A 22,992-nucleotide genomic window follows, 5' to 3' on the forward strand; every position below is an offset into this window, starting at 1 on the left:
GCAGTTCATCGCCCCGGCGCTGCGGCGCGTCACCCCGGGCCGGCGGGCGCCGGCCGGCCTGCGTACAGTCGCGCTCAGCTTGTGATGACCCCGCGATGAACTTCCCCTCCTTCACCCCCAGCCCCCAGCAGCAGGCCTGGATCGACCGCACGCAGCGCCTCAAGGCCGAAGCGCTGCGCGTCTTCCACGTCTATGCCAGTTGGCTGGTCAGCATCAGCTGGAAGCGCTTCGTGATGCTCGCGGTGGCCACGCTGATCGGGGCCAACATCCTGCAGCACCTGCCGCCCTTCAACTGGAAGGTGAGCGAGGAGTTCGAAATCATCGACGAGACTGCCTCCCGCGAGGCGGCCCGCAAGGAACGTGAGAAGGCCCGGGAGGCCGCCCGCCAGAAGGCCCGCGAAGCCGCCCGCCAGCAGTCCCGCGACACGGTGCGCCAGGAGGCCAAGAAGCTCCAGTACGAGATCAAGGTGGACGAGCGCGGCATCGTGATCGCGCCCGTCAAGCCGCCGGCCGCTGCCAGCGCCGCGAGCAGCGCCGCCAGTGCGGCCAGCACTGCGTCCGATGCGCCCGCCATCAACATCGAGTTCCCCAAGGACGCGAGCCGCGCTGAGATCGAGCAGGTGCTGGAGCGGGCCAAGGAGCAGCTCAGCGAGTTCAAGCGCCAGGCTGCAGAGGCCCAGCACTCCGCCGAGGAAGCTGAGCGCGCACGCCAAGAGGCGGCCGAAGAGCTGGCCGCGCTGGCCGAGGCCGGCTCCGAGGACGACCCCCCGCCCACGCCCACCCAGCGCCGCCGCGTGGCCGTGGTGCGCCTGGGAGACCTGCTGGTGGACATCGCCTCGCTGTGGGTGCTGGCCTCGGCCGTGATCAAGGCGCTCTACAAGGGCCGCATGCAGGCCGAGGTCAAGGCCGCCCGCGCCACCGAGACGGCCGAGGCCGAGAGCCTCAAGCGCCAGGTGATCGAAGCCCGCATGGCCGCCATGCAGGCCCAGGTGGAGCCGCACTTCCTGTTCAACACCCTGGCCTCCATCGACCACCTGATCGAGACCGACCCACCGCGCGCCAGCCAGATGCAGCGCAACCTGATCGCGCTCTTGCGCGCCAGCATGCCCACCATGCGCGAGGCCAATGCCAGCGGCACCCGCGACCTGGGGCGCGAGCTGGCCGTGATACGGCCCTACCTGGAGATCCTGAAGGTGCGCATGGAGGAGCGGCTGCTGACCGCCGTGGACGTGCCCGAGGGCCTGCTCTCCGCCGAGTTCCCGCCCATGATGATCCAGGGCCTGGTGGAGAACGCCATCAAGCACGGCCTGGAGCCCAAGGCCGAGGGCGGCAGCCTGACCGTCAAGGCCGAGGTGGTGCACGGCAAGCTGGCCGTGACCGTGGCCGACACGGGCCTGGGCTTCGGCCGCGCCGCCACCAGCGGCACCGGCGTGGGCCTGGCCAATATCCGCGAGCGCCTGCAGCTGCTGTACGGCGGCAAGGCCAGCGTCACTGTCACCGAGAACCAACCCAGCGGCACGGTCGTGACCATCACCGTGCCCTATCGCAGCCGCGAGGCTGACGCCGCCTGAGCAAGACCGAGAGGCCCACCATGAAGACCCTGTTCAAACTCGCCTTCGTCAGCTTCGTGCTGCTGATGCTGCTGACCGTGGCCGGCAGCGTGCTGTTCTGGCACGGCCTGCACGGCGTGGGCCCGCACGACTGGCAGTTCCACATTGACAACGACGGCTGGGACCATGCGGGCGACCTGGGCGACTGGATCGGCGGCGCCATCGGCGCGGTGATTGCCAGCCTGGTCTGCCTCGTCGTCGTGCCCCTGGTGCTGCTGCTGGGCGTGGCCCTGCCGGTGCTGATCGTGGGCGGCGTGATGGCGGCCCTGCTGGCGGGGACTGTTGCCGCCGTCGTCGGCGTGGGTGCGCTGCTGAGCTCGCCGCTCTTGATCCTGGGCCTCGTCCTCTTCTTCGCGCTGCGCAACCGAAACCGTAAAGTCCAGGCATGAGCAATACACCCATTCGAGCTGTGCTCGCCGACGACGAGCGCCTGATGCGCGAGCAACTGCGCAGCCGGCTGAAGGAAGTCTGGCCCGAGCTGGACATCGTGGCCGAGGGCAAGAACGGCCTCGAAGCCGTGGAGCTGACGCGCGAGCACAAGCCCGACATCGTCTTTCTCGACATCCGCATGCCCGGCCTGACCGGCGTGGAGGCCGCCAAGCAGATTGCCCAGCTGCCTGAAGACGACGATTGGCTGGTGCCCGAGATCGTCTTCATCACCGCCTACGACCAGTACGCGGTCGAGGCCTTTGAGCAGGGCGTGGCCGACTATGTGCTGAAGCCCGCCGAGCGCGACCGCCTGCAGCTCACGGTGGCCCGCATCAAGAAGCGCCTGGCTCAGCGCAGCGCGCCCAGCCCCGACTTCAGCGACAGCGCCCCGGCGCCGCTGCAGCAGCTGCTGCACAAGCTCTCGGCCCAGGCCAACCCGGGCGGCAAACCGAGCTACCTGCAGTGGATCCAGGCCAGCGTGGGCCAGGCCATCCAGATGATCCCGGTCGAGGACGTGCTCTTCTTCATCAGCGACGAGAAGTACACCCGCGTCCAGACCGCCAAGCTCGAAGCCCTGATCCGCAAGCCCATCAAGGAGCTGGTCGAGGAGCTGGACCCCCAGCTCTTCTGGCAGATCCACCGCTCCACCCTGGTCAACGCCCGCGCCATCGACGGCATCACCCGCGACTTCCGCGGCCGCCAGCTGGTGGGCGTGAGGGGCCTGTCAGAGAAGCTCGAAGTGAGCCGCAGCTACACGCATCTCTTCAAGGGGATGTGAGGGCGGCACCCAATTGGGTGCTCAGTGCGCCGCTCGCTGCGCCCAGCTGGCGGGCAGGTCCTGCAGCACGGCGTCGGCGTTGAGCGAGGCAATCGGCACAGCCAGGTCAGTCGGGATGCGCTGGCGCGCCTGCAGCGCCATGTAGCGCAGCGCGCTGACGCGCAGGAAGCTCGCGAAGTTGCCCACCGCGCCGCGCGCCTGCACCAGCTCGTCGTAGAGCTTTTCAACCAGTTGCACGACGCTGAGGCCGTCTCGCGCGCCAATCTCGGCCAGCACCTCCCAGTGCAGGTTCTCCAGCCGAATGCTGGTCACCACGCCGTGCAGGCGCACGGAGCGGGTGCGGCTCTCGTAGGACTCGGGGTTGGCGGTGATGAAGACCTCGCACATGGCCGTGCCTCGTCAGTGGGTGATGGTGGTGCCCAGGACCTTCAGGAACTGCGCGATCCAGGCCGGATGCGCCGGCCAGGCCGGGGCGGTCACGATCTTGCCATCGGTCACCGCCTGGTCCACCGGGATCTCGGCGTACTGCCCGCCGGCCAGCGTCACCTCGGGCGCGCAGGCCGGGTAGGCCGAGATGCGCCGCCCGCTGATCACGCCGGCCGCCGCCAGCAGCTGGGCGCCATGGCAAATGGCGGCAATCGGCTTGCCGCTGGACGCGAAGTGCTTGACCAGCGCGATCACCTCGGCGTTGAGCCGCAGGTACTCGGGCGCGCGGCCGCCGGGGATGACCAGGGCGTCATAGGTCTCGGCCCGGGTCTCGACAAAGCTCGCGTTCAGCGTGAAGCGGTGGCCAGGCTTCTCGGAGTAGGTCTGGGCGCCCTCAAAGTCGTGGATGGCCGTGTGCACATAGTCGCCCGCCAGCTTGCCCGGGCAGACCGCGTGCACCGTGTGGCCCACCGCCTGCAGCGCCTGAAAGGGCACCATGATTTCGTAGTCCTCGACATAGTCTCCGGCGAGCAGCAGCAGTTTCTTGGCGGACATGGGGCGTCTCCTGATTGGGGTGGTGGCGGATTCTGAAAGTGCCCAGCCTGAGGTGGGTAGTAGCCGGCTACGACGCGCCCTCCCCCCCACCACAGGCGCGCTCACAGTCGCCGCGCGCCCGGGCCACTTTGGCCCGCTTCGTCCTGGGGGTTGAACAGCGCGCAGGCCTTGAGCGACAGGCAGCCGCAGCCGATGCAGCCCGTCAGCCGGTCCCGCAGCCGCGTGAGCGACTCGATGCGCGCCTCCAGCAAGGGCGCCCACTGGGCCGAGAGGCGCGCCCAGTCGGCCTTGGTGGGCGTGCGCCCCTCGGGCAGGGTGGCGAGGGCCGCCTTGATCTCGGGCAGGCTCAGGCCCACCGCCTGCGCGGCCCGCACAAAGGCCACGCGCCGCAGCACGTGGCGCGGGTAGACGCGATGCCCGCCGCTGCTGCGGCCGCCGGCAATCAGGCCCTCGGCCTCGTAGTAGCGCAAGGCGCTGGCCGCCACGCCGGCACGGCGCGCCAGCTCGCCAATCAAGAGGGCTTCAGTTGCCTGGCTCATCTTTGGTCCTTTGCAGCTTGACTTCAAGTTCACTTTAACTTGCAAGATGCAGGCTCCTCAACCCCATCAAGAGCCTCGCCATGCCACACGACACCGACCGCCTCGAACACGCCAACGTCACCGTCCAGGACATCGACCGCGCCACGCGCTTCCTCACCACCGCACTGCCCAGCTGGCGCATCCGGGGCGGCGGCACGATGGACTGGTTTGGCAAGACCATCCGCTGGCAGCACGTGGGCACGGATGACAGCTATCTGGCCTTGCAAGGCGGCGGCGAAGGCGCCCTGCCCGACTGGCAGACCCACCGCCTGGGCGTCAAGCACCTGGGCTTTGTGGTGAGCGACCTGGACGCCGTGGTGCGCCGGCTCACGGAGGCCGGCTTCCCCGTGGACCATGGCGTGCCCGACCACCCGCACCGCCGCCGCGTCTACTTCAGCCCGGACGACCTGGTGCAGGCCGAGTTCATTCAGTACCTGAGCGAGGCGCCGGAGCAACGGCACAGCTACACCGACTGACTGGGCGACCACCTAGGATCGGGCGCATGTCGTCACTCACGGGAGCAGTCATGCAGCCCATGGTCGCCAATGTGCACTTCCAGCCCTGGTCCGGCGTCTCGCTCGCGCCGGGTCAGCTCTACCAGCCGATCCTGCCCGGCTGGCAGTTCAGTGGGCTGACGGTCAATCTGGGGGCTTCGTCCAACCCCGCCATTGAGCAGGCCGCGCTGGCGTCGGTGGGCAGCTATGGCAAGCAGATTGGCCACCTGGCAGAGGCGCTGGAGGTGCTGATCGAAAAGCTGGGCCTGCTGGACTCACCCAAGCTGACCGAAGACCAGCGCGACGCGCTGAAGGTGGTGCTTGGCGACGTGGCGCAGCTGCGCGGGATCAAGGCCAGACTGGCTTGAGTCGCGATCGTCCAGTAAACTGGATGCAATATCCCTTTTACTGGATTTGAGATGGCTGCGGATGTCACCGACCTGCTGGCCGCCCGCCTGCGCGACCTGCGCAGCCGCAGCGGCCTCTCCCTCGACGCACTGGCGCAGCGCAGCGGCGTCAGCCGCTCCAACATCTCGCTGATCGAGCGCGGTGCCAGCAGCCCCTCGGCCGTGGTACTAGACAAACTGGCCACCGCCCTGGGGGTGAGCGTGGCCTCGCTGTTCGAGAGCCCGGCACGCGCCGAAGCACCCTCGCCCCTGCTGCGCGTGGCTGACCAGCCGGTCTGGAGCGACCCTGCCTCGGGGTACCGGCGCCGCAACGTCTCGCCGCCGGGTGTCTCGCCGCTGCAACTGGTGGACGTGGTGTTCCCGCCCGGGCAGACGGTGCGCTTTGAAACCGCCGAGCGGGGCAGCCAGATCCACCAACTGGTCTGGATGATCGAGGGGCAGATGCAGATCGGCCCCGACCACCAACGCTGGCACCTGGCGGCGGGCGACTGCCTGGCGCTGCGCCTGGATGCGCCCTTGAACTTCCACAACCCGGGTCCGAAGGCCGCGCGCTATCTGGTGGCCCTGACAGGAGCTGCCTCATGAGAATCGAAAGCTGGTCTCCCGCCGAACTGCTGCGCCGCCTGCCCGAGCTGTCCGAGGTGCTGCGCGACTGCGTGGAAGGGGGCGCCTCGGTCGGCTTCATGCTGCCGCTGGCGCCCGGGCGGCCCGAGAGCTTCTGGCGCGAGGTGGCGCAGCAGCTGGAGGGCGGTGAGCGCCAGCTCTTCGTGGCGCTGGACGCCAGCGGCGCCGTCGTCGGCACGGTCTCGCTGCTGACGGCCATGCCCGACAACCAACCCCACCGGGCCGATGTGGCCAAGATGCTGGTGCACCGCCGTGCGCGGCGCCAGGGGGTGGCCGAGGCCTTGCTCACCCGCCTGGAGGAAGACGCCTGGCGCATGGGCAAGACCACCCTGGTGCTGGACACCGTGAGCGGCAGCGCCGCCGCGCGGCTGTACGAGCGCCTGAGCTGGCAGCGCGTGGGCGAGATCCCGGCCTATGCGCTGATGCCGGACGGCACACCCTGTGCCACCACCTACTACTACAAGCACCTCAACGGCTGAACGCGATGTCCAACGCCCACCTCGCCATGCAAGTGCTGGCCCATCAACTCGCCGCAGCCGGGTCAGCGGTCAGCATCGGGCTGCTCGACACCAAAGCCGCGCTGCAGCTCTGGCCCTGGCGCGTACAGCCGCTCGCCAGCGCCCGCAACGCGCCCCTGCTGCGCAGCCCGGACGGCAGCCTCCACCCCGCGCCGCCGCCCGACGAGTTGCATTGCCTGCTGATCAGCCAGGGTGACGAAGCCAGCTTTGCCGCGCTGCAGGCCGCCCGCCAGTGGCTGGCCGAGCACCCGGTACTGGACGTGGCCGGCAGCCGCGTGCAGGTGCTGCCCAGCACCCTGCCCACGGCCGAGCTGGCGCAGCTCTTCATCGCGGCCGGCCGGCCGATGACGCTCAGCGCGGCCTATGTGATTCAGGGCTGAGCCAAGCGCGCCAGTGGCCGCGCTCGTCGGCCGCCACGCGCACGCGCTCGGGGCCGAGGTCGGCGCATTGGCGCAATAGCACGCTGACGCGGGTGTCGAGCCGCTTGGCCAGGCGGGTCAGAGCCACGCCCTCACCGGCATCCAGCTCGCGCAGCATGGCGAGCACGTCCTCAGGCGTGGGCAGGCTCACGCGCCACCAGCATGACCGGGATGGACTTGGACGTGGGCGTGCGCGCCACCTCGGCATGGCTGTCCAGGGGCACCAGCGTATTGGTCTCGGGGAAGTAGGCGGCCACGCAGCCGCGCGGGATGTCGTAGGCGACGGTCAAGAAACGCTCGGCGCGCCGCTCCTCGACGGTGCCACCGGGCGTGACGTGCAAGCTGACCAGGTCCACCCATTGGCCAGGCTTGAAGCCTTGGTCGCGCAAATCATCAGCATGGATGAAGAGCACGCGGCGCTCGCCCTGCACGCCGCGGTAGCGGTCGTTGTGGCCGTAGACCGTGGTGTTGTACTGGTCGTGCGAGCGGATGGTGGTGAGCGTGAACACGCGCACATCGCGCCGCGCGGCCTGGGCTTGAGCTTGCGCCGTCTCGGCCGGCAGTGGCCGGCTGCGGAACTCGGCGCGGCCACTCTCAGTGACCCAGACGCGCTCGCTCGCCGTGTTGCGCAGCCGGAAGCCGCCGGGCGCGGCCACGCGCTCGTTGAAGCCCGCAAAGTCCGGCAGCACGGCAGCGATGCGCTCGCGGATCAAGCGGTAGTCGCCCGCCAGTTGCAGCCACGGGACGGTGCTGCGCGGCAACGTGGCGGCGGCCATGCGCGCCACGATCATGGGCTCGGACAGCAGGTGCTCGGAGGCCGGCGCGTTCATGCCGGCTGACAGATGCACCATGCTCATCGAATCCTCGACGGTGACACTCTGCGGCCCGGTGGCCTGGACATCGATCTCGGTGCGCCCCAGGCAGGGCAGCACCAGGGCCTCGCGCCCATGGACGACGTGGCTGCGGTTGAACTTGGTGGCGACGTGGACCGTCAGCGCGCACTGCTGCAGCGCGCGCCAGGTGGCCGCCGTGTCGGGCGTGGCGGCGGCGAAGTTGCCGCCCATGGCGATGAAGACCTTGACGTGCGCGGCCAACATCGCGGCGATGGTGCCGACCGTGTCGAGCCCATGGGCGCGCGGCGGCTCGAAGCCGAACTCGCTACCGAGACGGTCCAGGAAGGCGTCGGGCGCTGCCTCCCAGATGCCCATGGTGCGGTCGCCCTGCACATTGCTGTGGCCGCGCACCGGGCAGACGCCCGCCCCAGGCTTGCCGATCTGCCCGCGCAGCAGCAGCAGGTTGACGATCATCTGGATGGTGGCCACCGAGTCGCGGTGCTGGGTGATGCCCATGCCCCAGCAGGCAATGGTGGCGGGGCTCTGCGCGTAGAGCTGCGCGATCTCATCAACGGTCGCTTGAGACACGCCAGCGGCGGCCAGCAAGGCGGCCCAGGGCGTGGCGGCGAGTTCGCTCACCAGGGCGTCCACACCCACGGTGTGCGCCGCGATGAAGTCGTGGTCCAGTGCGCCCAACTCGATCACGCGCTTGCACAGGCACTTCAAGAAGGCGAGGTCGCCCCCGACCGGCAACTGCACATAGTGCGAGCTGATGGGGGCCGAGCCGCCGGTGGCCATCTCGACGGCGTTCTGCGGGTCGGCAAAGCGCTCCAGGCCGCGCTCGCGCAGCGGGTTGACGCTGACGATGCGCGCGCCACGCTGCCGCGCCCGGCGCAGCTCGCCCAGCATGCGCGGGTGGTTGGTGCCGGGGTTCTGGCCAAAGACGAAGATCAGGTCGGCCAGTTCAAAGTCGTCCAGCGTCACCGTGCCCTTGCCCACGCCAATCGTCGGGCGCATGGCGCTGCCACTGGGCTCGTGACACATGTTGGAGCAGTCGGGGAAGTTGTTGGTGCCGTACTGCCGGACGAAGAGTTGGTATAGGAAGGCCGCCTCGTTGCTGGTGCGGCCCGAGGTGTAGAAAGCCGCCTGGTTGGGGTCGGGCAGGGCTTGCAGCTCGCGGGCGATGAGGGCGAAGGCCTCGTCCCACGTCGTGCGCTGGTAGCGGTCCGAGGCCGGGTCGTAGCGCAGCGGTTCGGTCAGGCGGCCCAGGGCTTCGAGCTCAAAGTCCGAGGCCTCAAGCCACTCGCTCACGGTGCGCGAACCAATCACCTCGGGCGTGGCGCGGCGCGCGGTGGCCTCGGCCGCCACGGCCTTGACGCCGTTCTCGCAGAACTCGAAGGTCGAGCGGTGATCACGGTCGGGCCAGGCGCAGCCGGGGCAGTCGAAGCCGTCCACCTGGTTGGCGTGCAGCAGGGTCTTGGCACCTTTGACGGCGATGCCCTGCTCGCCCAGGTGCTGGGCTGAACTCTTCAATGCACCCCAGCCGCCGGCCGGGCCTTGATAGACCTCGATCTTCCGTTCTGTCATGGCATCAACCAGGCCGCGAGGCCGCTGAAACTGAGGAAGGACAGCGCCGTCGTGATCATGATGATGCGCGCCACCCGGCCCGTGTTGGCGGCGTGGCGCTCGGTCAGCAGCGCGACATTGCTGGCGCTGGGCAAGGCGGCGGTCAGCGTCAGGGCCACCAGCGGCGCAGGCGCCACCCCGGCAAACCAGCCCAGGCCGTAGACCAAGGCCGGGTGCAGGGCCAGCTTGGCCAGGGCAATCAGCCACTCGTCCACCTGGGGCCGCCCACCGCCAGCCTGCCGGCCCGACACAAACAGCACCGCCCCAATGGTGAACAGCGCCACCGGCGACGCCGCCTGCCCGAGCAGGTCGATCACCTTGTCCACGGGGCCCGGCAAATGCCAACCACCGGCCCCCAGCAGCGCACCGAGCGCAATGCCCCAGGGCATGGGGTTGCTCAGCACCGCCCGCAGCGCCTGGCCAAAGGCGCGCAGGCCATTGGCCCCCGGCTCACCCGCCTGCGAGAGCGCCAGGCACAGCGAACTGGTGAGAAAGAGGTCCACCAGCAAGGTGCAGATCACCGGCCCCATCGCGCCCTGGCCCAGCAGAGCCAGCAGCAGGGGCACGCCCATGAAGCCCGAATTGGGAAAAGCCGCCACCAGCGCGCCAAAGGCGGCGTCCTTGCGCCCCACGCCCAACATCACAGCCGCCCCCCATCCGAGGGCCACCAGGCCGAGCGCGGCCAGCGCATAGACGCCGAGCAAGCTGGGGCTGACCAGTTGCTGCAAGGGCGTGTCACGTCCGAAACGGAACAGCATGCAAGGCAGGGCAAAGAACAGCACAAAGCTGTTCAGGCCCGGGATGGTGCTGGCATGCACGCGCCCGCTGCGCGCCGCCAGCCAGCCCGCCAGCACCAGGGCGAAGAAGGGGAAGGTGACGGCCAGCACGGCTTGCATGCCGGCAGTATCCCGGAGCGCCAAGGATTGCGCGTCAACCCTAGATTGAGGGTGGGCCGACAGGTGATTACCCGAATCCCGCCGCCTAATATGCGAACCCATGCGCATGCCCCGCGTCCAACTGCCGCCCCCCGCTCCCGCCATGCCCTTGGCGCGCGGCCAGTCGCTCGGCGTGTGGCGCCTCGGGGCCCCGCTGCCAGACGGTGAAGAAGCCCACGCCGGCCAGTGGTACGACGCCCAGCACGCGATGGCCCCCGAGCAGCACGCCGCCGTGCTGGTGCTGAACCGGGGCAACCAGTCGGCCGGCATCATGCTGCGCTTTGCCGACCAGGCTGGCGACCTGGCGCGCCTGAACCACCCCCTCATCGCCGTGCCGTCCGACAGCGGCATCACCACCGACGGCCACCCCTATCTGATCGTTGAAGGCGACCACGGCGCGCCGCTGCTGCCGCAGTTGCATGAGCTGCTGCTGCGCGAGCGCCTGGAGCTGATGGTCGACCTGTGCGAGGCCCTGCGCGTGGCCCACCAGCACAGCTGGCTGCTGGCCGAGGTGGACCCGGCCATGGTCTGGCGCACCGAGGCCGGCGAGCTGCGGCTGATGGGCCTGGGCCTGACCCGCATCCCCGACCCCACCGACCCCTTCGACCGAGGCCAGAGCCTGGGCTCCTCGCCCGAGTTCGTCGCCCCCGAGTGCCGGGCCGGCGCCCCCCCGAGCCTGGCCAGCGAGGTCTACGGCCTCGGGGCCCTGCTGCGCACCGTGGTCTGCGGATGGGAGGACAGCCCCAAGGGCCTGTCGCCCCGGCGTGGCAGCGTGGCCGACCTCTGGCCGGACTTGGATGAAGAGCACCAGATACGGCTCGACGCCCTGCTGCGCGCCGCCACGGCCTATGACGTCGAGAACCGCCCCGTCGGCGCCGAGGCCATGGCCGATGCACTGCGCGCCTGGCTGGGCCAGCGCCGCGCACCGGTCACCGCTGCGTCACCCAGCAGCACCCGGCGCCCCCGCCGCCAGGGCAATGCCTTGAGCGCCGCGCTGGATTGGTGGCGCGCACGCGTCGGCTGATGCCCCGACCCCGCAGTTGCGGGGGCAACTCGTTACATCTGCCGGGGTCTTAGGGAGTGCCTGGGCGAGGTGCCCTTATGACAATTCGGATACCGCAATCCGAAACCGCACCAAGACCATGCGCACCTCCCACGCTCTGCTGCTCGCCCTCCTGGCCGGCGCCGCCGCCCACGCCCAGGCCGCGACCTACACGTTCGATGCCAACGACCAGGGCTGGTTCGCCAGCAACGGCGGCAGCCAGGTCCATGTCGCCACCGGCGGCAACAGCGGCGGCTTCCTGCAACTGACCGACATCTCGGACGACGATTTCCTGCTCAACGCCCCCGTCTCGGCCCTGGGCAACTGGACCTCCCTGCTGGGCGGCACCCTGTCTTTCGACGTCAAGAACATCAATGGCGATGCACCCGACTGGGGTGATTTCGGTCGTGTCTGGATCACGGGCGGCGGCAAGACCGTGACCGCCGACATCGTGCCGGGCAACAATCCGCCCGCCGATGGCAAATGGCACACCTACTCGGCCAGCTTTGACACCCTCACCTGGGGCGCTGACCTGGCGACCGTGCTGTCCAACGTGACGTCCTTCCAGATCAAGATCGAGTCGCACAACGGCGTGTCCGAGATCAATGGCGTTGACAATGTGGCCTTCACTTCTGCCGTGCCCGAGCCTGCGTCCGCAGTCCTGCTCGGCCTTGGGCTGGCCACCGTTGCATGGCGTCGTCGTCGAACCAGCTGAACACCTTTGATTCCACAGCCGGGCTGTTGCCTCGGCTGCACGAGCTTCGCCCCCGACTGCCGCAATGGCCCTCGGGGGCGATTGCTTTGATGGCCTCCCTGCTGTGCGGCACGGTCGGCCTGGAGCTGGCCTGGCACCACCCGCTGTCGGGGCTGGTGGCCGTGGCGCTGTGGCTGGCCGTGGCCCTGATGTCGGCCGTGGCCTGGGTGCAGACACCGCTCTTCGTGCTGGCACCGCTGGCGGTGTGCGGCCTGGCGCCGCTGACGGGCTGGATCACCTTCGAGGAGATGGACCTGCTGGTGACGGCCGTGGTCAGCGGCGGCAACCTCGGTTTTGCCTTTGGGCTTGGGCCCCGCGAGCGGGCGCCCGCCTGGCGCCAGGGCCTGGCCTACCCGGCGGCCACCTCCGCCCTGGTGCTGGCCCTGGCCGCCAGCGCGCTGCACGGGTTGTGGCGCGGCGTGCAGGACGCTGGGGGCTGGCAGTTCGGCTGGTTCCAGGGCTACCACGAGCCCATGAACGCGGTGCGCAACAGCAAGGCCATCTTCCTGGCCTTGGCGCTCTTGCCGCTGTGGGTGGAAGCCGCGCGCATGCAGCCACGCCGCTTCACCCGTGCGCTGCGAGGCGGCCTGGTGCTAGCCCTGGTGGCCGCGGCGCTGGCCGCACTTTGGGAGCGTGCGGCCTACACCGCCTTGCTGGACTTCTCCAGCGACTACCGCACCACGGGTTCGTTCTGGGAGATGCACGTGGGCGGCGCCGCGCTGGACGGCTTCCTCGTGATGACCTTGCCCTTTGCCGTGCTGACCCTGCTGCGCACGCGCTCGCCGGCCTACTTCGTGAGCATGCTGGGGGTGGTGCTGCTGGCGGCCTATGCCTGCCTGACGACCTTCTCGCGCGGCGTCTACCTGGCGCTGCCGCTGGCCTTGGTGCCCATGCTGCTGCTGGCCGACGCTCAGCGCCGCCGCAGCCATGCGGTGGACCCCGAGAGCACCCAGGCCGGGGTGGGCACGGTGGCCTTGCCGCTGCCGCGCCTGGCCAAGCTCGGTGCGCTGGCCATGGCGGCCGCGTTCGCGCTGGCGTCGGTGCTGGTCTTCACGGGCGGCGGGTACCGGGGCCTGATCGCCCTGCTCGGCGTGATGCTGGTGCTGCTGAGCATGCCGGCCAGCCTGTGGTTGCCAGGGGTGGGCCTGCGCGTCACTGCGTTGATGCTGGGCGCCCTGCTGGGCGCGCTGGCGGGCGGGGCCAGTTGGGCGCTGTCGATGGCGGTGCCCAAGGCGGCCTACGTCAATTACGCGGTGGCGCTGGTGGTGTGTGGCCTGCTGCGCTGGCGCGACAAGCCGGGTCTGGCCCAGCCCTTCTACGTCACCGCCGTCTGCGCGGCCTGGTTCTGGTTGCTGGCCAGCATGGTGATCGTGGCCGACTACTGGGGTGGCACACCAGCCCGCTGGACCTCAGTAGCCGCCCTGTTGGCGCTGGGGGGCTTGTGGTCGGTGCAGTTGCTCGACGCCCGCTTCTGGCCGCTGCGCAGCACGGGCTACCGCGGCCTGCGTCAGCGCGCCTTGCTGGTGGCTGGCCTGGTGCTGGTGATGGCCGTGGTTGCCCTGCTCGGCGGCGGCGCCTACCTGCGCGACCGCGCCGCCACCTGGAAGGAAGACGGCAGGCTGCGCATCGCCCACTGGCAGGCGGGCTTGCAGCTGATGCACGGCCCCGAGCAATGGCTGCTGGGCAAGGGCGCGGGGCGCTTCGTGGCCTCGCACTTCTACGAAGGCCCCATCCAGAGCCATATCGGCGACTACCGCTTGCGCACCGAAGGCGACGAGTCCTTCCTCGCGCTCACCGGCGGCAAGCATTCACTCAGCTATGGCGAGATGTTCCGCATCACCCAGCGCATCGAGGCGCCCACCACGCCCACCATGCGCGTGCGCGTGCTGGCCCGCTCGGGCGTCGAGAGCGACCTGCGCTTCGAGGTCTGCGAGCGCCACCTGATCTACATCGGCAACTGCTCGGACCGGGGCGTGCATGTCAAGCCCGTCGTGCCGTCTGACGGCGGCGAGCCCGTGGCCCTGTGGCAGCCCTATGACATTGAGCTGAAAACCCCCAGCGACCTCGGCGGCAGCGGCCTGCTTAGCCGCGCCGTCACCTTCTCGATGGCGGTGGGCACGCCGGGCGTGCGCATCGACATCGCCCGCGTCGCGCTGCTGGACGGCACCGGGCGCCCGCTGCTGGTCAATGGCGACTTCAACCGCGAGATGGCGCACTGGTTCTTCTCCAGCGACAAGCACCACCTGCCCTGGCACTTCAAGAACGCAGCCCTGCATGTGCTGTTCGAGCAAGGCCTGGTGGGCCTGGCACTGCTGGGCACGGCCTATGTGCTGGTGCTGGTGCGGCTCTCGGTCGGCCGTGGGCGCGACCACCCGCTGGCGCCAGCTTTTGTCGCAGCCCTGATCGGCTTTGCCGTGGTGGGCGCCTTTGACAGCCTGATCGACGCCTCGCGCATCGGCTTCCTGTTCTTCCTGCTGATGCTGCTGGGCCTGGGCCTGCGCGCCATGCCGGGCGAAGGCTTGCCACGATCGGCATAGACAATCGGGCGCATGCTCGCCTACCGACACGCCTTCCACGCCGGCAACCACGCCGATGTGCTCAAGCACCTCGTGCTCACGCGCGTGCTGCGCTACATGGCCACGAAGGACAAGCCCTTCACCCTGATCGACACCCACGCCGGCGCGGGCGGCTACTCCATCGAGGGCCGCTACGCGCAGAAGAATGGCGAGTACGGCAGCGGCATTGGCCGCCTCTACGACGCCACCGACCTGCCCGCGCCGCTGCAGGACTACGTGGACCAGGTGCACGCCTTCAACCCCGACGGCCAGCTGCGCCAGTACCCCGGCTCGCCCGGCCTGGCCACGCTGCTGCTGCGCCCGACCGACCGGCTGCGCGCCTACGAGCTGCACCCCACCGACCACCGCATCCTCGAGTCCTTCCTGGCCGACCGGCCGCAGACCCAGGTCAGCGACCGCGATGGCTTCGAATCCCTCAAGGCCGAGCTGCCCCCGCCGGGGCGCCGCGCCGCGCTCCTGATCGACCCGCCCTACGAGATCAAGACCGACTACGCCCGCGTGCTGGCCGCCCTGCGCGAGGCCCTGCAGCGCTTTGCCGACACGGTGATCATGATCTGGTACCCGCAGCTGCAGTTGCTCGAATCGAGCCAGCTGGTGCAGCGCCTCAAGGCCAGCGCCGACACCGCCGCCAAGAAGGGCTGGCTGCACGTGCGCCTCACCGTGACGCAGGCTGACGAACGCGGCTTTGGCATGCTGGGCAGCGGCATGTTCGTCGTCAACCCGCCCTACACCTTGCACGACGAACTGGCGGCCTGCCTCCCGGTGTTGGTCGATGCCTTGGGCCAGTACGACGGCGCTAACTACGTGCTCGAACAACGAGCCGCCTGACAACGCGCATGCCTCCACCTACCCTCGGCAATTTCAGCCCCGCCGCCGTCGCCCGCTGCCTGCCTTTCGTGCTCTTCATGGCCATGCTGGCGCTGCGGGGCTACCTGCCCGAGTCCGTGGCCAGCAGCCTGCAGCTCGACACCCGCTGGCTCTATGCGCTGCAAGCCCTGCCCACGCTGGCCCTGCTGTGGCTGTGGCGGCGCGAGTACGGCGAGCTGACGCGCCAAAACTGGCCCGATGCGCGCGAGCTGCTGCTGGCCGTGGGCGTGGGTGTGGCCGTGTTCGTCGCCTGGATCCATCTCGATGCCCCTTGGATGCAGCTCAGCACGGCCACCGCGCCCTTTGTGCCGCTGGACGCCCAGGGCCGCCCCGACGCAGCGCTGATCGCCATCCGGCTTCTTGGCGCCGTGCTCGTCGTGCCGCTGATGGAGGAGCTGTTCTGGCGCAGCTTCCTGATGCGCTGGATCGAGCACCCGCAGTTCGAGCGCGTCGAACCCACACGCGTCGGGTTCAAGGGCCTGGTCCTGTCCACCTTCGTCTTCATGCTGGCCCACACCCTCTGGCTGGCTGCCATCGTGGCCGGCCTGGCCTATGCGTGGCTGTATCGGTGGCGCGGCCACCTGGCCAGCGCCGTGGTCGCGCATGCGGTCACCAACGCCCTGCTCGGACTCTGGGTCATTCAGACGGGGCGCTGGGAGTTCTGGTAGAGCCTGTCAACGAGGTCGTTGCAGGTCCTTGAAGGCCTCAAACAGCCAGGACCGCATGCCCAGCACCAGCGAGTAGCTGCGCTTGTCCGCCGCGGGCTGCTTCTGGTCCAGCAGGTGCTGGCGCGCAAAGTCCTCGGCCACGCGGCGCAGGCGATCGTTCAGGTCGCGCGCGGCGGCCGTCGAGAGCTGGCCGTGCACCAGCATCAGCAGCTCGCCCTCGCCATCAAAGCCCGCGTCAAAGAAGTCCTGCACCACCCGCTCACGGAAGAACTGCATCACCGGCCCGCGCGGCCGCCACCTGAAGGTCTTGGACACCCGCAGCTTGTAGCGGTTGAGCGGCCGCAGCTCGATGATGCCGAGCCGGTCCAGCTGCGCCATCAGCTTCACCACCTCGGCCTCGCTCAGCCGGTAGGCCGCCAGCATCTGCTCCACCGTCCACTGGCTCAGGCAGCAGATGGCCACCAGCAGCAGCTTGGTGTCGGCCACCACCGCGCGCTCCTGCGCCACCGTCAGTTCGCGCTGCGCCGGCTGCTCGGTCACAAGGCGCGCCGCCAGGTCGGCGAAGTCGCAACGCAGCACGCGGCAGACCTCGTCCACCCGCGACAACGGCATCTCCCCGCCCGGCGCAAACATGCGCTTCACGCTCGACTCCGACAGCGACAAGGCCCGCGCCAGATCGGCATAGCTCAGGCCCTGCGACTTGAGCTCGGACTTGAGCAGGGCGACAAGGGTGTGCGTGGTCGTCATGCCCCGGACGGTAGCGCAGGATGACACCGCAGGTAGCACTGCCTGCATCCAGCGCAGCCAGCGCTTGCCAGCCGGCGGCCGCTGCGCAGGATCAGGCCCCGTGTTCGACTGCTGGACCCATCCATGTCCCCTCGCCCTGCCTCACGACGCTTGTTCGCCCTCACCTTCGGCGCGGCCTTGAGCCTCAGCCTCGCCAGCTCGCCCAGCCAGGCCCACGGCGACCCCTCGGCCGTCAGCGCCAGCACCCTCTCGGCTTTGCCCGTGGCGCTGTCCGTCACCGCCACGGTCGCACCCTCGGCCCTCTTGGTGGCCGGCGGCACCCTGGTGGTGGTGAGCGTGACGGCGGTGGCCGGCGGCACGCTGTGGGTGCTGGAGCGCGCCAGCGATGGCGCCCGCATCAGCCTGCGCGTCACCGGCCGCGCCTTGGCCGCGTCGACCACGCTGGCCGGCACGGCGGTGGTCGCCTCTGCGGTCGGGGCGGGCACGGTGCTGTCGGTGGCCGGGCAGGCCATCGCCTTCGTGCCGAATGAGGTGGGCAAGGCGCTGCTGCACCACGAGAAGGTGTCGCGGTGAGACGCCTGCTGACGGCGGCGCTGCTGGCGGTCTCGCTGGCCGCCCATGCCGGGCAGACCTGCGAGGACCAGCCCCTCACCACGCGCCAGGTGGAATTGGGTCTCACGCTGGCACAGCAGACCGCCGAGCAGCTCGACGCGAGCGGCGCCCAGGTCGTCCTGCTGGCCCGCGCGGGGCAGGACCTGTCGGCCTACCGCTTGCAGTGGTCCCACTTCGGCATCGCTTACCGTGTGCCCCCAGGGCCGGGCTGCGCCCAACCCGCCCCCCAAGGGGGTCAAGCAACTCGGGAGCGGCCCTTCGTTTGCTTGAGCGACGAAGCCACCGGCGCCTGGCGCGTGCTGCACAAGCTCAACGACTGCGGCACCGCCGACGCCGCCATCTACCGCCAGGGCCTGGGCGATTTCTTCCTCGACCGGCCACACCGCTACGAGGCCGCCTACGTGGTGCCCGAGCCGGCGCTGCAGCAGCAACTGCTCGCGGCCCTCGCGCAGCCGACGACCGCCGTGGCCCTGCACGAGCCGCACTACAGCATGGTGGCCTACGCCTGGGGCCAGACCTACCAGCAGAGCAACCAGTGGGCGCTGGAGACCCTGGCCCTCGCCGCCGCGCCGCAGCCTGTGCCTGACCGCCGCGCCGCCCAGGCCTGGCTGCGCGCCCAGGGCTACCACCCGACCGACCTGCGCATCAACACCGCCAAACGCCTGGGCGCACGGCTCACGCGCGCCAACATCGCCTTTGACGACCACCCCACGGCCCGCCGCTTTGCCGGCCACATCGAGACGGTCACCGTGGACTCCGTGTTCGACTGGCTGACCCGCAGCGGCCGCGCGAGTGCGCCGGTGCGCGTGGTATTGCAGGCGGTTTCGCCAGCCCCACGAAGCCCGGCGGCCATGCAGAATCCCGCCACGCCGACAGCCCGTCCGTCATGAGCCACTCCGCCAACCAGTTCAGCCTGCTCAGCCAGCGCCGCTTTGCGCCCTTCTTCTGGACGCAATTCCTCGGCGCGGGCAATGACAACCTGTTCAAGTTCGCCTTCACGGTGCTGGTGACCTACCACCTGCAGCTGGCCTGGCTGCCGCCCAGCCTCGCGGGGCTGGCGATCGGCGCGCTCTTCATCCTGCCCTTCGTGCTGTTCTCGGCCACCGCCGGGCAGCTGGCCGACAAGTACGACAAAGCCCGCGTGATGCAGCTCGTGAAGAGCCTGGAGGTCGGCATCATGGCACTGGCAGCCTGGGGCTTCATGCAATCCCACGTACCCGCGCTGCTGGCCTGCGTCTTCCTGATGGGCCTGCACTCCACGCTGTTCGGCCCCGTCAAATACGCCTACCTGCCCCAGCACCTGGACGAGCACGAGCTCACCGGTGGCAATGGCATGGTCGAGATGGGCACCTTCGTCGCCATCCTGCTCGGCAACCTGGCCGGTGGCCTCTTGATCGCCCTGCCCCAGGTCGGCGCGCAGGCGGTGGCGATGTCGGCCTTTGGCCTCGCGGTGCTGGGCCGGCTCACGGCGCAGGCGATTCCTGAGAGCCCCTCCACCGACCCCGGCCTCAAGATCAACTGGAACCCCGTCACCGAGACCTGGGCCAACTTGAAGCTCGCGCACCGGCAGGTGGCCGTGTTCCGCTCGCTACTCGGCATCTCGTGGATGTGGTTCTTTGGCGCCGTCTTCCTCGCCAACTTCCCGGCCTTTGCCAAAGAGGTGCTGCATGGCGACGAGCACGTGGCCTCGGTGCTCTTGATGACCTTCTCCATCGGCATCGGCGTGGGCTCGCTGCTGTGCGAGCGCCTGTCGCGCCGCCATGTCGAGATCGGCCTCGTGCCGCTCGGGGCCATCGGCATGAGCGTCTTCGCCATTGACCTCTACTTCGCCTCGCGCGCGCTGCCGCCGGCCAACGCGCTCTCCGTCAGCGCCTTTCTGGCCGAGGCGCGGCATTGGCGCGTGCTGGCAGACCTGGCCTTGCTCGCCCTCTTCGCCGGCATCTACAGCGTGCCCATGTATGCGCTCATCCAGCTGCGCGCCAAGCCCAGCCACCGCGCCCGCATCATTGCGGCCAACAACATCCTCAACGCGCTGTTCATGATCGCCAGCTCGCTCATCGCAGGCGCGCTGCTGTCAGCGGGTTGCAGCATCCCCGAGCTCTTCCTCGTGCTCGGCATCGCCAACGCCATCGTGGCGGGCTACATCTTCTTCATCGTCCCCGAGTACCTGCTGCGCTTCTTCGCCTTCGTGCTCACGCACTGGGTCTATCGCTTCAAGGTGCGCGGCGACGAACACATCCCCACGCGCGGCGCGGCCCTGCTGGTCTGCAACCACGTCAGCTACGTGGACGCGGTGCTGCTGATGGCAGCCAGCCCCCGGCCCATCCGCTTCATCATGGACCACCGCATCTTTGCCACGCCCGTGCTCGGCTGGTTCTTCCGCCTCGTCAAGGCCATCCCTGTGGCACCCAAGGGCGAAGACCCCGCCGCCTACGCCGCCGCCTTTGCCGCCGCGCGCGACGTGCTGCTGGACGGCGAGCTGCTGCTCATCTTCCCCGAAGGTGGCCTCACCCGCGACGGGCAGATGAAACCCTTCAAGGGCGGCGTCATGAAGATCCTGGCCGACCTGCCCGACGAGCACCGCGCCAGCCTGCCCGTCATCCCCTGCGCGCTGCACAACTTGTGGGGCAGCTTCTTCTCGCACGCCGGCGGCAAGGCCATGTCCCAGCCGCTGCGCCGAGGTGTGTTCAACCACGTGGGCTTGAGCGTGGGCGAACCCCTGACCGCTGAGTCGGTGTCGCCTGAAGCGCTGCAGGCGCGTGTGACCCAAGAACTGGAACAAGGAATCGCCTGATGGGCCGCTGGATAGCGCTTTTCTTGCTGTGCCTGCTCTCCCTGGGCTTTGGCGCGGCCAGCCTGTGCGGCGCCGCCTTCACCTTGATGGCCCTGCCCGACGTGACACGCGGCGGCGCTGAGAACTACGCCGGTGCGGCGCTCGTCATCGCGGTGCCCAGTCTCCTGATTGGTGGCGGGCTGTGCTGGTTGGCCGTGCGCTTGCTGCTCAAGGTGTGGCGCAACCCAGCTTCTGCCGCCACGACGACACCCGATGAGCCCTCGCCCTGACGCCCCCAAGTTCCACGGCGCCCCGCGCCTGCTGCTCATCGGCGTGCTGCTGGTGATGTTGCTGGGCTTTGGCGCCCTGAGCTTTTGCGGCGGCTTCGTCAGCCTGTCCCTGCTGGCCGATAGCCGACGCCCCAGCGCCGAGTGGATGTTTTTGCTCATCGCCGTGCCGGGCTTGCTCATCTGCGGCATTGCGGCCTGGAAGGTGCTGCGGCGCTTGCTCAGCCTGGTCTTCCAGCGCCCATGAGCCTGGACCTGCACACCGCCGGCTGGGTGCACAGCCTCTTCGAATGGGCCGGCATGGCGGGGGGCGCGTGGCTGTGGCGCCGAGGCATGCCGCGCCAAGCGGGGCCGATGGCCCCGGGCAACTTCGCGGTGCTGGTGGGCCTGCTGCTGGGCGCCGGCATCGGCAACAAGCTCGTGTTCCTGATCGAGCGGCCTGACGTCTTGAACGCACTGCTGCAAGGCCAGCCACTGTGGCCGGGGCAGAGCATCGTCGGCGGGCTGCTGGGTGGGCTGATCGGCGTCGAGATTGCTAAGAAGCTCACCCATCAGACACGCAGCACGGGCGACGCGATGGTGCTGCCGCTGGTCCTGGGCATCAGCGTCGGCCGCGTGGGCTGCTTCATCGCGGGCTTGCATGACGACACCTTCGGCCTGCCCACCACGCTGCCCTGGGGCGTGGACTTCGGCGATGGCCTCACGCGCCACCCGACTCAGCTCTATGAGATCGCGGTGCTCGGCTTGCTCGGCGCCGCACTTCACCACCTTCGACCCAAGCTCGCCGCAACACCAGGCCTCGCCTTCAAACTCTTCCTCTCCAGCTACCTCGGCTGGCGCTTCCTGGTCGAGTTCCTGAAGCCGGTGCCGGTCGCCTACCCGCTCGGCCTCTCGGGCATCCAGTGGACCTGCCTGATCGCCCTGCTGGCCTACCTCCCCTTCGTGTGGCGCGACGCGCGGCCCACGCTCGTGCACCCATGACCCGCAAAGTCCGCCCCTATCTCTTCTACGACACCACGCAGTCGGTCTGCACCACCTGCCTGCACCCCGTCGAGGCCAAGATCCTCGTCAAGGACGGCCAGGTCTACATGGACAAGTGGTGCCCCGCCCACGGCACCGAGCGCGTGCTCGTCAGCGATGACGCCGACTACTACCGCCTGTGCCGCGAGGTCTACGTCAAGCCGCCCGAGATGCCGGCGCGCTTTGCCACGCCGATGAAGTACGGCTGCCCCTACGACTGCGGCCTGTGCCCCGACCACATGCAGCACAGCTGCCTGTCCATCGTCGAGATCAGCGACCACTGCAATCTTCGCTGCCCCACCTGCTACGCGGGCTCAGGCCCCGAGCGCACCACGCACCGCAGCTTTGCTGAAGTGATCGCGATGCTGGACACCGTCGTCGCCAGCGAGGGCGAGGCCGACGTGGTGCAGATCTCGGGCGGCGAGCCCACGCTGCACCCCCAGTTCTTCGAGATCCTCGACGCCGCACGCGCGCGGCCCATCAAGCACCTGATGGTCAACACCAACGGCTTGCGCATCGCCCAGGACGCCGCCTTTGCCGAGCGACTGGCAAGCTATGCGCCCGGCATCGAGGTCTACCTGCAGTTCGACTCCCTGCGCCGCGAGGCGCTGATGGACCTGCGCGGCGCCGACCTGCGCGGCCCGCACGAGGCGGCGCTCAAGCGCCTCGATGAACTCGGCATCTCCACCACGCTCGTGATGACCGTCAAGCGCGGCGTCAACGACGACGAGGTGGGCGACATCATTCGCCACGGCGAGTCCTTCGCCTGCGTGCGCGGCGTGACCCTGCAGCCCATCCAAGACGCCGGCCGCGTCGAAGGCTACGACCCCGCGCGCCACCGCCTCACGGTCAGCGAACTGCGCCGCCGCATCGCTGAGCAGAGCGGCAGCTTCACGCTGCAAGACGTGCTGCCCGTGCCCTGCAACCCCGACACGCTCGCGATGGCCTACGCACTGCGCAAGCCCGGCGGCGGCTTGGTGCCGCTCACGCGTTTTGTCGACCCTGCGACCCTGCTGGCCGGCGACCGCAGCACCATCAGCTTCGAGCGTGACCTGGATTTGCGCAGCCAGCTCTTCAAGCTCTTCTCCACCAACCACTCGCCCGAGAGCCAGAGCAATTGCCTCTCGGAGTTGCTCTGCTGCCTGCCCCGCATCGACGCCCCCCAGCTCAGCTACCGCGACGTCTTCCGCGTGCTCATCGTCCAGTTCATGGACGCCCAATCCCTCGACATCCGCGCGCTCAAGAAGAGCTGCGTCCACATGGCCCAGCCCGACGGCCGCATGATCCCTTTCGAGGCCTACAACCTGTTCTACCGCGACGAGAAGGCGGTGGCTTTGGCGAGGATTCGGGAGGGCTTGGATGCGGCGCGCCAGCGGCGCAGCAGCATTCCGATCAGTGTGGCCTGAAGCCCGCA

27 protein-coding genes are annotated in these 22,992 nt (G+C 69.3%); 20 read left to right on the forward strand and 7 right to left on the reverse strand.

The features are described from left to right. The first annotated feature begins 95 nt into the window (after window positions 1-95). The 3 genes from ABDJ85_RS00430 to ABDJ85_RS00440 are packed head-to-tail and all read left to right on the forward strand — an operon-like array spanning window position 96 to window position 2,817. On the forward strand, window positions 96-1,571 hold the full coding sequence (locus ABDJ85_RS00430) for a histidine kinase (protein WP_347702752.1): 1,476 nt from the start codon (window positions 96-98) through the stop codon (window positions 1,569-1,571). A gap of 20 nt (window positions 1,572-1,591) precedes the next feature. After that, a complete protein-coding gene (locus ABDJ85_RS00435; RefSeq protein ID WP_347702753.1) occupies window positions 1,592-1,999 on the forward strand; it encodes a hypothetical protein in 408 nt (135 codons plus the stop codon). Further along, window positions 1,996-2,817: a LytR/AlgR family response regulator transcription factor gene (locus ABDJ85_RS00440; protein WP_347702754.1), complete on the forward strand. Its 822-nt coding sequence runs from the start codon at window positions 1,996-1,998 to the stop codon at window positions 2,815-2,817. The genes ABDJ85_RS00435 and ABDJ85_RS00440 overlap by 4 nt, the downstream gene beginning before the upstream one ends. Before the next feature lie 21 nt (window positions 2,818-2,838). On the opposite strand, the gene ABDJ85_RS00445 is transcribed toward ABDJ85_RS00440, so the two are convergent. From ABDJ85_RS00445 to soxR, 3 genes are all read right to left on the reverse strand, one after another. After that, window positions 2,839-3,204, reverse strand: a complete 366-nt coding sequence (locus ABDJ85_RS00445; protein ID WP_347702755.1) for a ribbon-helix-helix domain-containing protein — start codon at window positions 3,202-3,204, stop codon at window positions 2,839-2,841. A 12-nt stretch (window positions 3,205-3,216) separates the two neighbouring features. Continuing rightward, on the reverse strand, window positions 3,217-3,798 hold the full coding sequence (locus ABDJ85_RS00450) for a DJ-1/PfpI family protein (RefSeq protein ID WP_347702756.1): 582 nt from the start codon (window positions 3,796-3,798) through the stop codon (window positions 3,217-3,219). A 101-nt stretch (window positions 3,799-3,899) separates the two neighbouring features. After that, window positions 3,900-4,337, reverse strand: coding sequence for a redox-sensitive transcriptional activator SoxR (gene soxR / locus ABDJ85_RS00455; protein WP_347702757.1), 438 nt, complete (start codon window positions 4,335-4,337; stop codon window positions 3,900-3,902). A gap of 80 nt (window positions 4,338-4,417) precedes the next feature. On the opposite strand from soxR, the gene ABDJ85_RS00460 reads away from it, so the two are divergent. From ABDJ85_RS00460 to ABDJ85_RS00480, 5 genes are read left to right on the forward strand one after another with little or no spacing between them, the layout of a single operon-like run. Continuing rightward, window positions 4,418-4,852, forward strand: a complete 435-nt coding sequence (locus ABDJ85_RS00460; protein ID WP_347702758.1) for a VOC family protein — start codon at window positions 4,418-4,420, stop codon at window positions 4,850-4,852. 50 nt (window positions 4,853-4,902) lie between these two features. Then, window positions 4,903-5,238, forward strand: a complete 336-nt coding sequence (locus ABDJ85_RS00465) for a hypothetical protein (protein ID WP_347702759.1) — start codon at window positions 4,903-4,905, stop codon at window positions 5,236-5,238. Between the two features lie 51 nt (window positions 5,239-5,289). After that, window positions 5,290-5,862, forward strand: a complete 573-nt coding sequence (locus ABDJ85_RS00470) for a helix-turn-helix domain-containing protein (protein WP_347702760.1) — start codon at window positions 5,290-5,292, stop codon at window positions 5,860-5,862. After that, entirely contained in the window at window positions 5,859-6,380 is a 522-nt protein-coding gene (locus tag ABDJ85_RS00475) for a GNAT family N-acetyltransferase (protein ID WP_347702761.1), read from the forward strand. The genes ABDJ85_RS00470 and ABDJ85_RS00475 overlap by 4 nt, the downstream gene beginning before the upstream one ends. A gap of 5 nt (window positions 6,381-6,385) precedes the next feature. Beyond that, window positions 6,386-6,799, forward strand: a complete 414-nt coding sequence (locus ABDJ85_RS00480) for a Pvc16 family protein (protein WP_347702762.1) — start codon at window positions 6,386-6,388, stop codon at window positions 6,797-6,799. Here ABDJ85_RS00480 and ABDJ85_RS00485 read toward each other — a convergent pair. The 3 genes from ABDJ85_RS00485 to ABDJ85_RS00495 are packed head-to-tail and all read right to left on the reverse strand — an operon-like array spanning window position 6,771 to window position 10,193. Next, entirely contained in the window at window positions 6,771-6,989 is a 219-nt protein-coding gene (locus ABDJ85_RS00485) for a hypothetical protein (RefSeq protein ID WP_347702763.1), read from the reverse strand. The genes ABDJ85_RS00480 and ABDJ85_RS00485 overlap by 29 nt on opposite strands. Further along, the gene (locus ABDJ85_RS00490) at window positions 6,970-9,258 is read right to left on the reverse strand and encodes an FdhF/YdeP family oxidoreductase (RefSeq protein ID WP_347702764.1); all 2,289 of its coding nucleotides are present in this window, start codon (window positions 9,256-9,258) and stop codon (window positions 6,970-6,972) included. The genes ABDJ85_RS00485 and ABDJ85_RS00490 overlap by 20 nt, the downstream gene beginning before the upstream one ends. After that, window positions 9,255-10,193 carry an AEC family transporter gene (locus tag ABDJ85_RS00495; RefSeq protein WP_347702765.1) on the reverse strand — a complete coding sequence of 313 codons (939 nt, stop codon included), beginning with the start codon at window positions 10,191-10,193 and terminating at the stop codon, window positions 9,255-9,257. Before ABDJ85_RS00495 ends, ABDJ85_RS00490 begins: the two co-directional genes overlap by 4 nt. A 100-nt stretch (window positions 10,194-10,293) precedes the next feature. Between ABDJ85_RS00495 and ABDJ85_RS00500 the strand changes: the two genes are divergently transcribed. The 5 genes from ABDJ85_RS00500 to ABDJ85_RS00520 all read left to right on the forward strand — a co-directional run bounded on the left by ABDJ85_RS00500 (window position 10,294) and on the right by ABDJ85_RS00520 (window position 16,139). After that, window positions 10,294-11,256, forward strand: a complete 963-nt coding sequence (locus tag ABDJ85_RS00500) for a serine/threonine-protein kinase (protein WP_347702766.1) — start codon at window positions 10,294-10,296, stop codon at window positions 11,254-11,256. Between the two features lie 118 nt (window positions 11,257-11,374). After that, window positions 11,375-11,989 (forward strand): laminin B domain-containing protein, encoded by a 615-nt coding sequence (locus ABDJ85_RS00505; protein ID WP_347702767.1) that lies wholly within the window; start codon window positions 11,375-11,377, stop codon window positions 11,987-11,989. Window positions 11,990-12,078: 89 nt separating this feature from the next. Beyond that, window positions 12,079-14,565, forward strand: a complete 2,487-nt coding sequence (locus ABDJ85_RS00510) for a hypothetical protein (protein ID WP_347702768.1) — start codon at window positions 12,079-12,081, stop codon at window positions 14,563-14,565. 12 nt (window positions 14,566-14,577) lie between these two features. Further along, window positions 14,578-15,432 carry a 23S rRNA (adenine(2030)-N(6))-methyltransferase RlmJ gene (locus tag ABDJ85_RS00515; RefSeq protein WP_347702769.1) on the forward strand — a complete coding sequence of 285 codons (855 nt, stop codon included), beginning with the start codon at window positions 14,578-14,580 and terminating at the stop codon, window positions 15,430-15,432. 8 nt (window positions 15,433-15,440) lie between these two features. Next, the gene (locus tag ABDJ85_RS00520; RefSeq protein WP_347702770.1) at window positions 15,441-16,139 is read left to right on the forward strand and encodes a CAAX prenyl protease-related protein; all 699 of its coding nucleotides are present in this window, start codon (window positions 15,441-15,443) and stop codon (window positions 16,137-16,139) included. Window positions 16,140-16,145: 6 nt separating this feature from the next. On the opposite strand, the gene ABDJ85_RS00525 is transcribed toward ABDJ85_RS00520, so the two are convergent. Next, a complete protein-coding gene (locus ABDJ85_RS00525) occupies window positions 16,146-16,886 on the reverse strand; it encodes a helix-turn-helix domain-containing protein (RefSeq protein WP_347702771.1) in 741 nt (246 codons plus the stop codon). Window positions 16,887-17,009: 123 nt separating this feature from the next. Between ABDJ85_RS00525 and ABDJ85_RS00530 the strand changes: the two genes are divergently transcribed. From ABDJ85_RS00530 to ABDJ85_RS00560, 7 genes are read left to right on the forward strand one after another with little or no spacing between them, the layout of a single operon-like run. Further along, window positions 17,010-17,459 (forward strand): hypothetical protein, encoded by a 450-nt coding sequence (locus ABDJ85_RS00530; protein WP_347702772.1) that lies wholly within the window; start codon window positions 17,010-17,012, stop codon window positions 17,457-17,459. Beyond that, the gene (locus ABDJ85_RS00535; RefSeq protein WP_347702773.1) at window positions 17,456-18,388 is read left to right on the forward strand and encodes a DUF2145 domain-containing protein; all 933 of its coding nucleotides are present in this window, start codon (window positions 17,456-17,458) and stop codon (window positions 18,386-18,388) included. Before ABDJ85_RS00530 ends, ABDJ85_RS00535 begins: the two co-directional genes overlap by 4 nt. Next, complete coding sequence (locus tag ABDJ85_RS00540; RefSeq protein ID WP_347702774.1) at window positions 18,385-20,292, forward strand: MFS transporter; 1,908 nt, start codon at window positions 18,385-18,387, stop codon at window positions 20,290-20,292. Before ABDJ85_RS00535 ends, ABDJ85_RS00540 begins: the two co-directional genes overlap by 4 nt. Beyond that, a complete protein-coding gene (locus tag ABDJ85_RS00545) occupies window positions 20,292-20,561 on the forward strand; it encodes a hypothetical protein (RefSeq protein ID WP_347702775.1) in 270 nt (89 codons plus the stop codon). Before ABDJ85_RS00540 ends, ABDJ85_RS00545 begins: the two co-directional genes overlap by 1 nt. After that, window positions 20,545-20,805, forward strand: coding sequence for a hypothetical protein (locus ABDJ85_RS00550; RefSeq protein ID WP_347702776.1), 261 nt, complete (start codon window positions 20,545-20,547; stop codon window positions 20,803-20,805). The genes ABDJ85_RS00545 and ABDJ85_RS00550 overlap by 17 nt, the downstream gene beginning before the upstream one ends. Beyond that, window positions 20,802-21,539 carry a prolipoprotein diacylglyceryl transferase gene (locus ABDJ85_RS00555; RefSeq protein ID WP_347702777.1) on the forward strand — a complete coding sequence of 246 codons (738 nt, stop codon included), beginning with the start codon at window positions 20,802-20,804 and terminating at the stop codon, window positions 21,537-21,539. Before ABDJ85_RS00550 ends, ABDJ85_RS00555 begins: the two co-directional genes overlap by 4 nt. Continuing rightward, a complete protein-coding gene (locus ABDJ85_RS00560; protein ID WP_347702778.1) occupies window positions 21,536-22,984 on the forward strand; it encodes a radical SAM protein in 1,449 nt (482 codons plus the stop codon). The genes ABDJ85_RS00555 and ABDJ85_RS00560 overlap by 4 nt, the downstream gene beginning before the upstream one ends. The last annotated feature ends 8 nt before the right edge of the window (window positions 22,985-22,992 follow it).

Origin of the sequence: Roseateles paludis (assembly GCF_039872745.1) — a bacterium.
GTDB lineage: Bacteria > Pseudomonadota > Gammaproteobacteria > Burkholderiales > Burkholderiaceae_C > Pelomonas > Pelomonas paludis.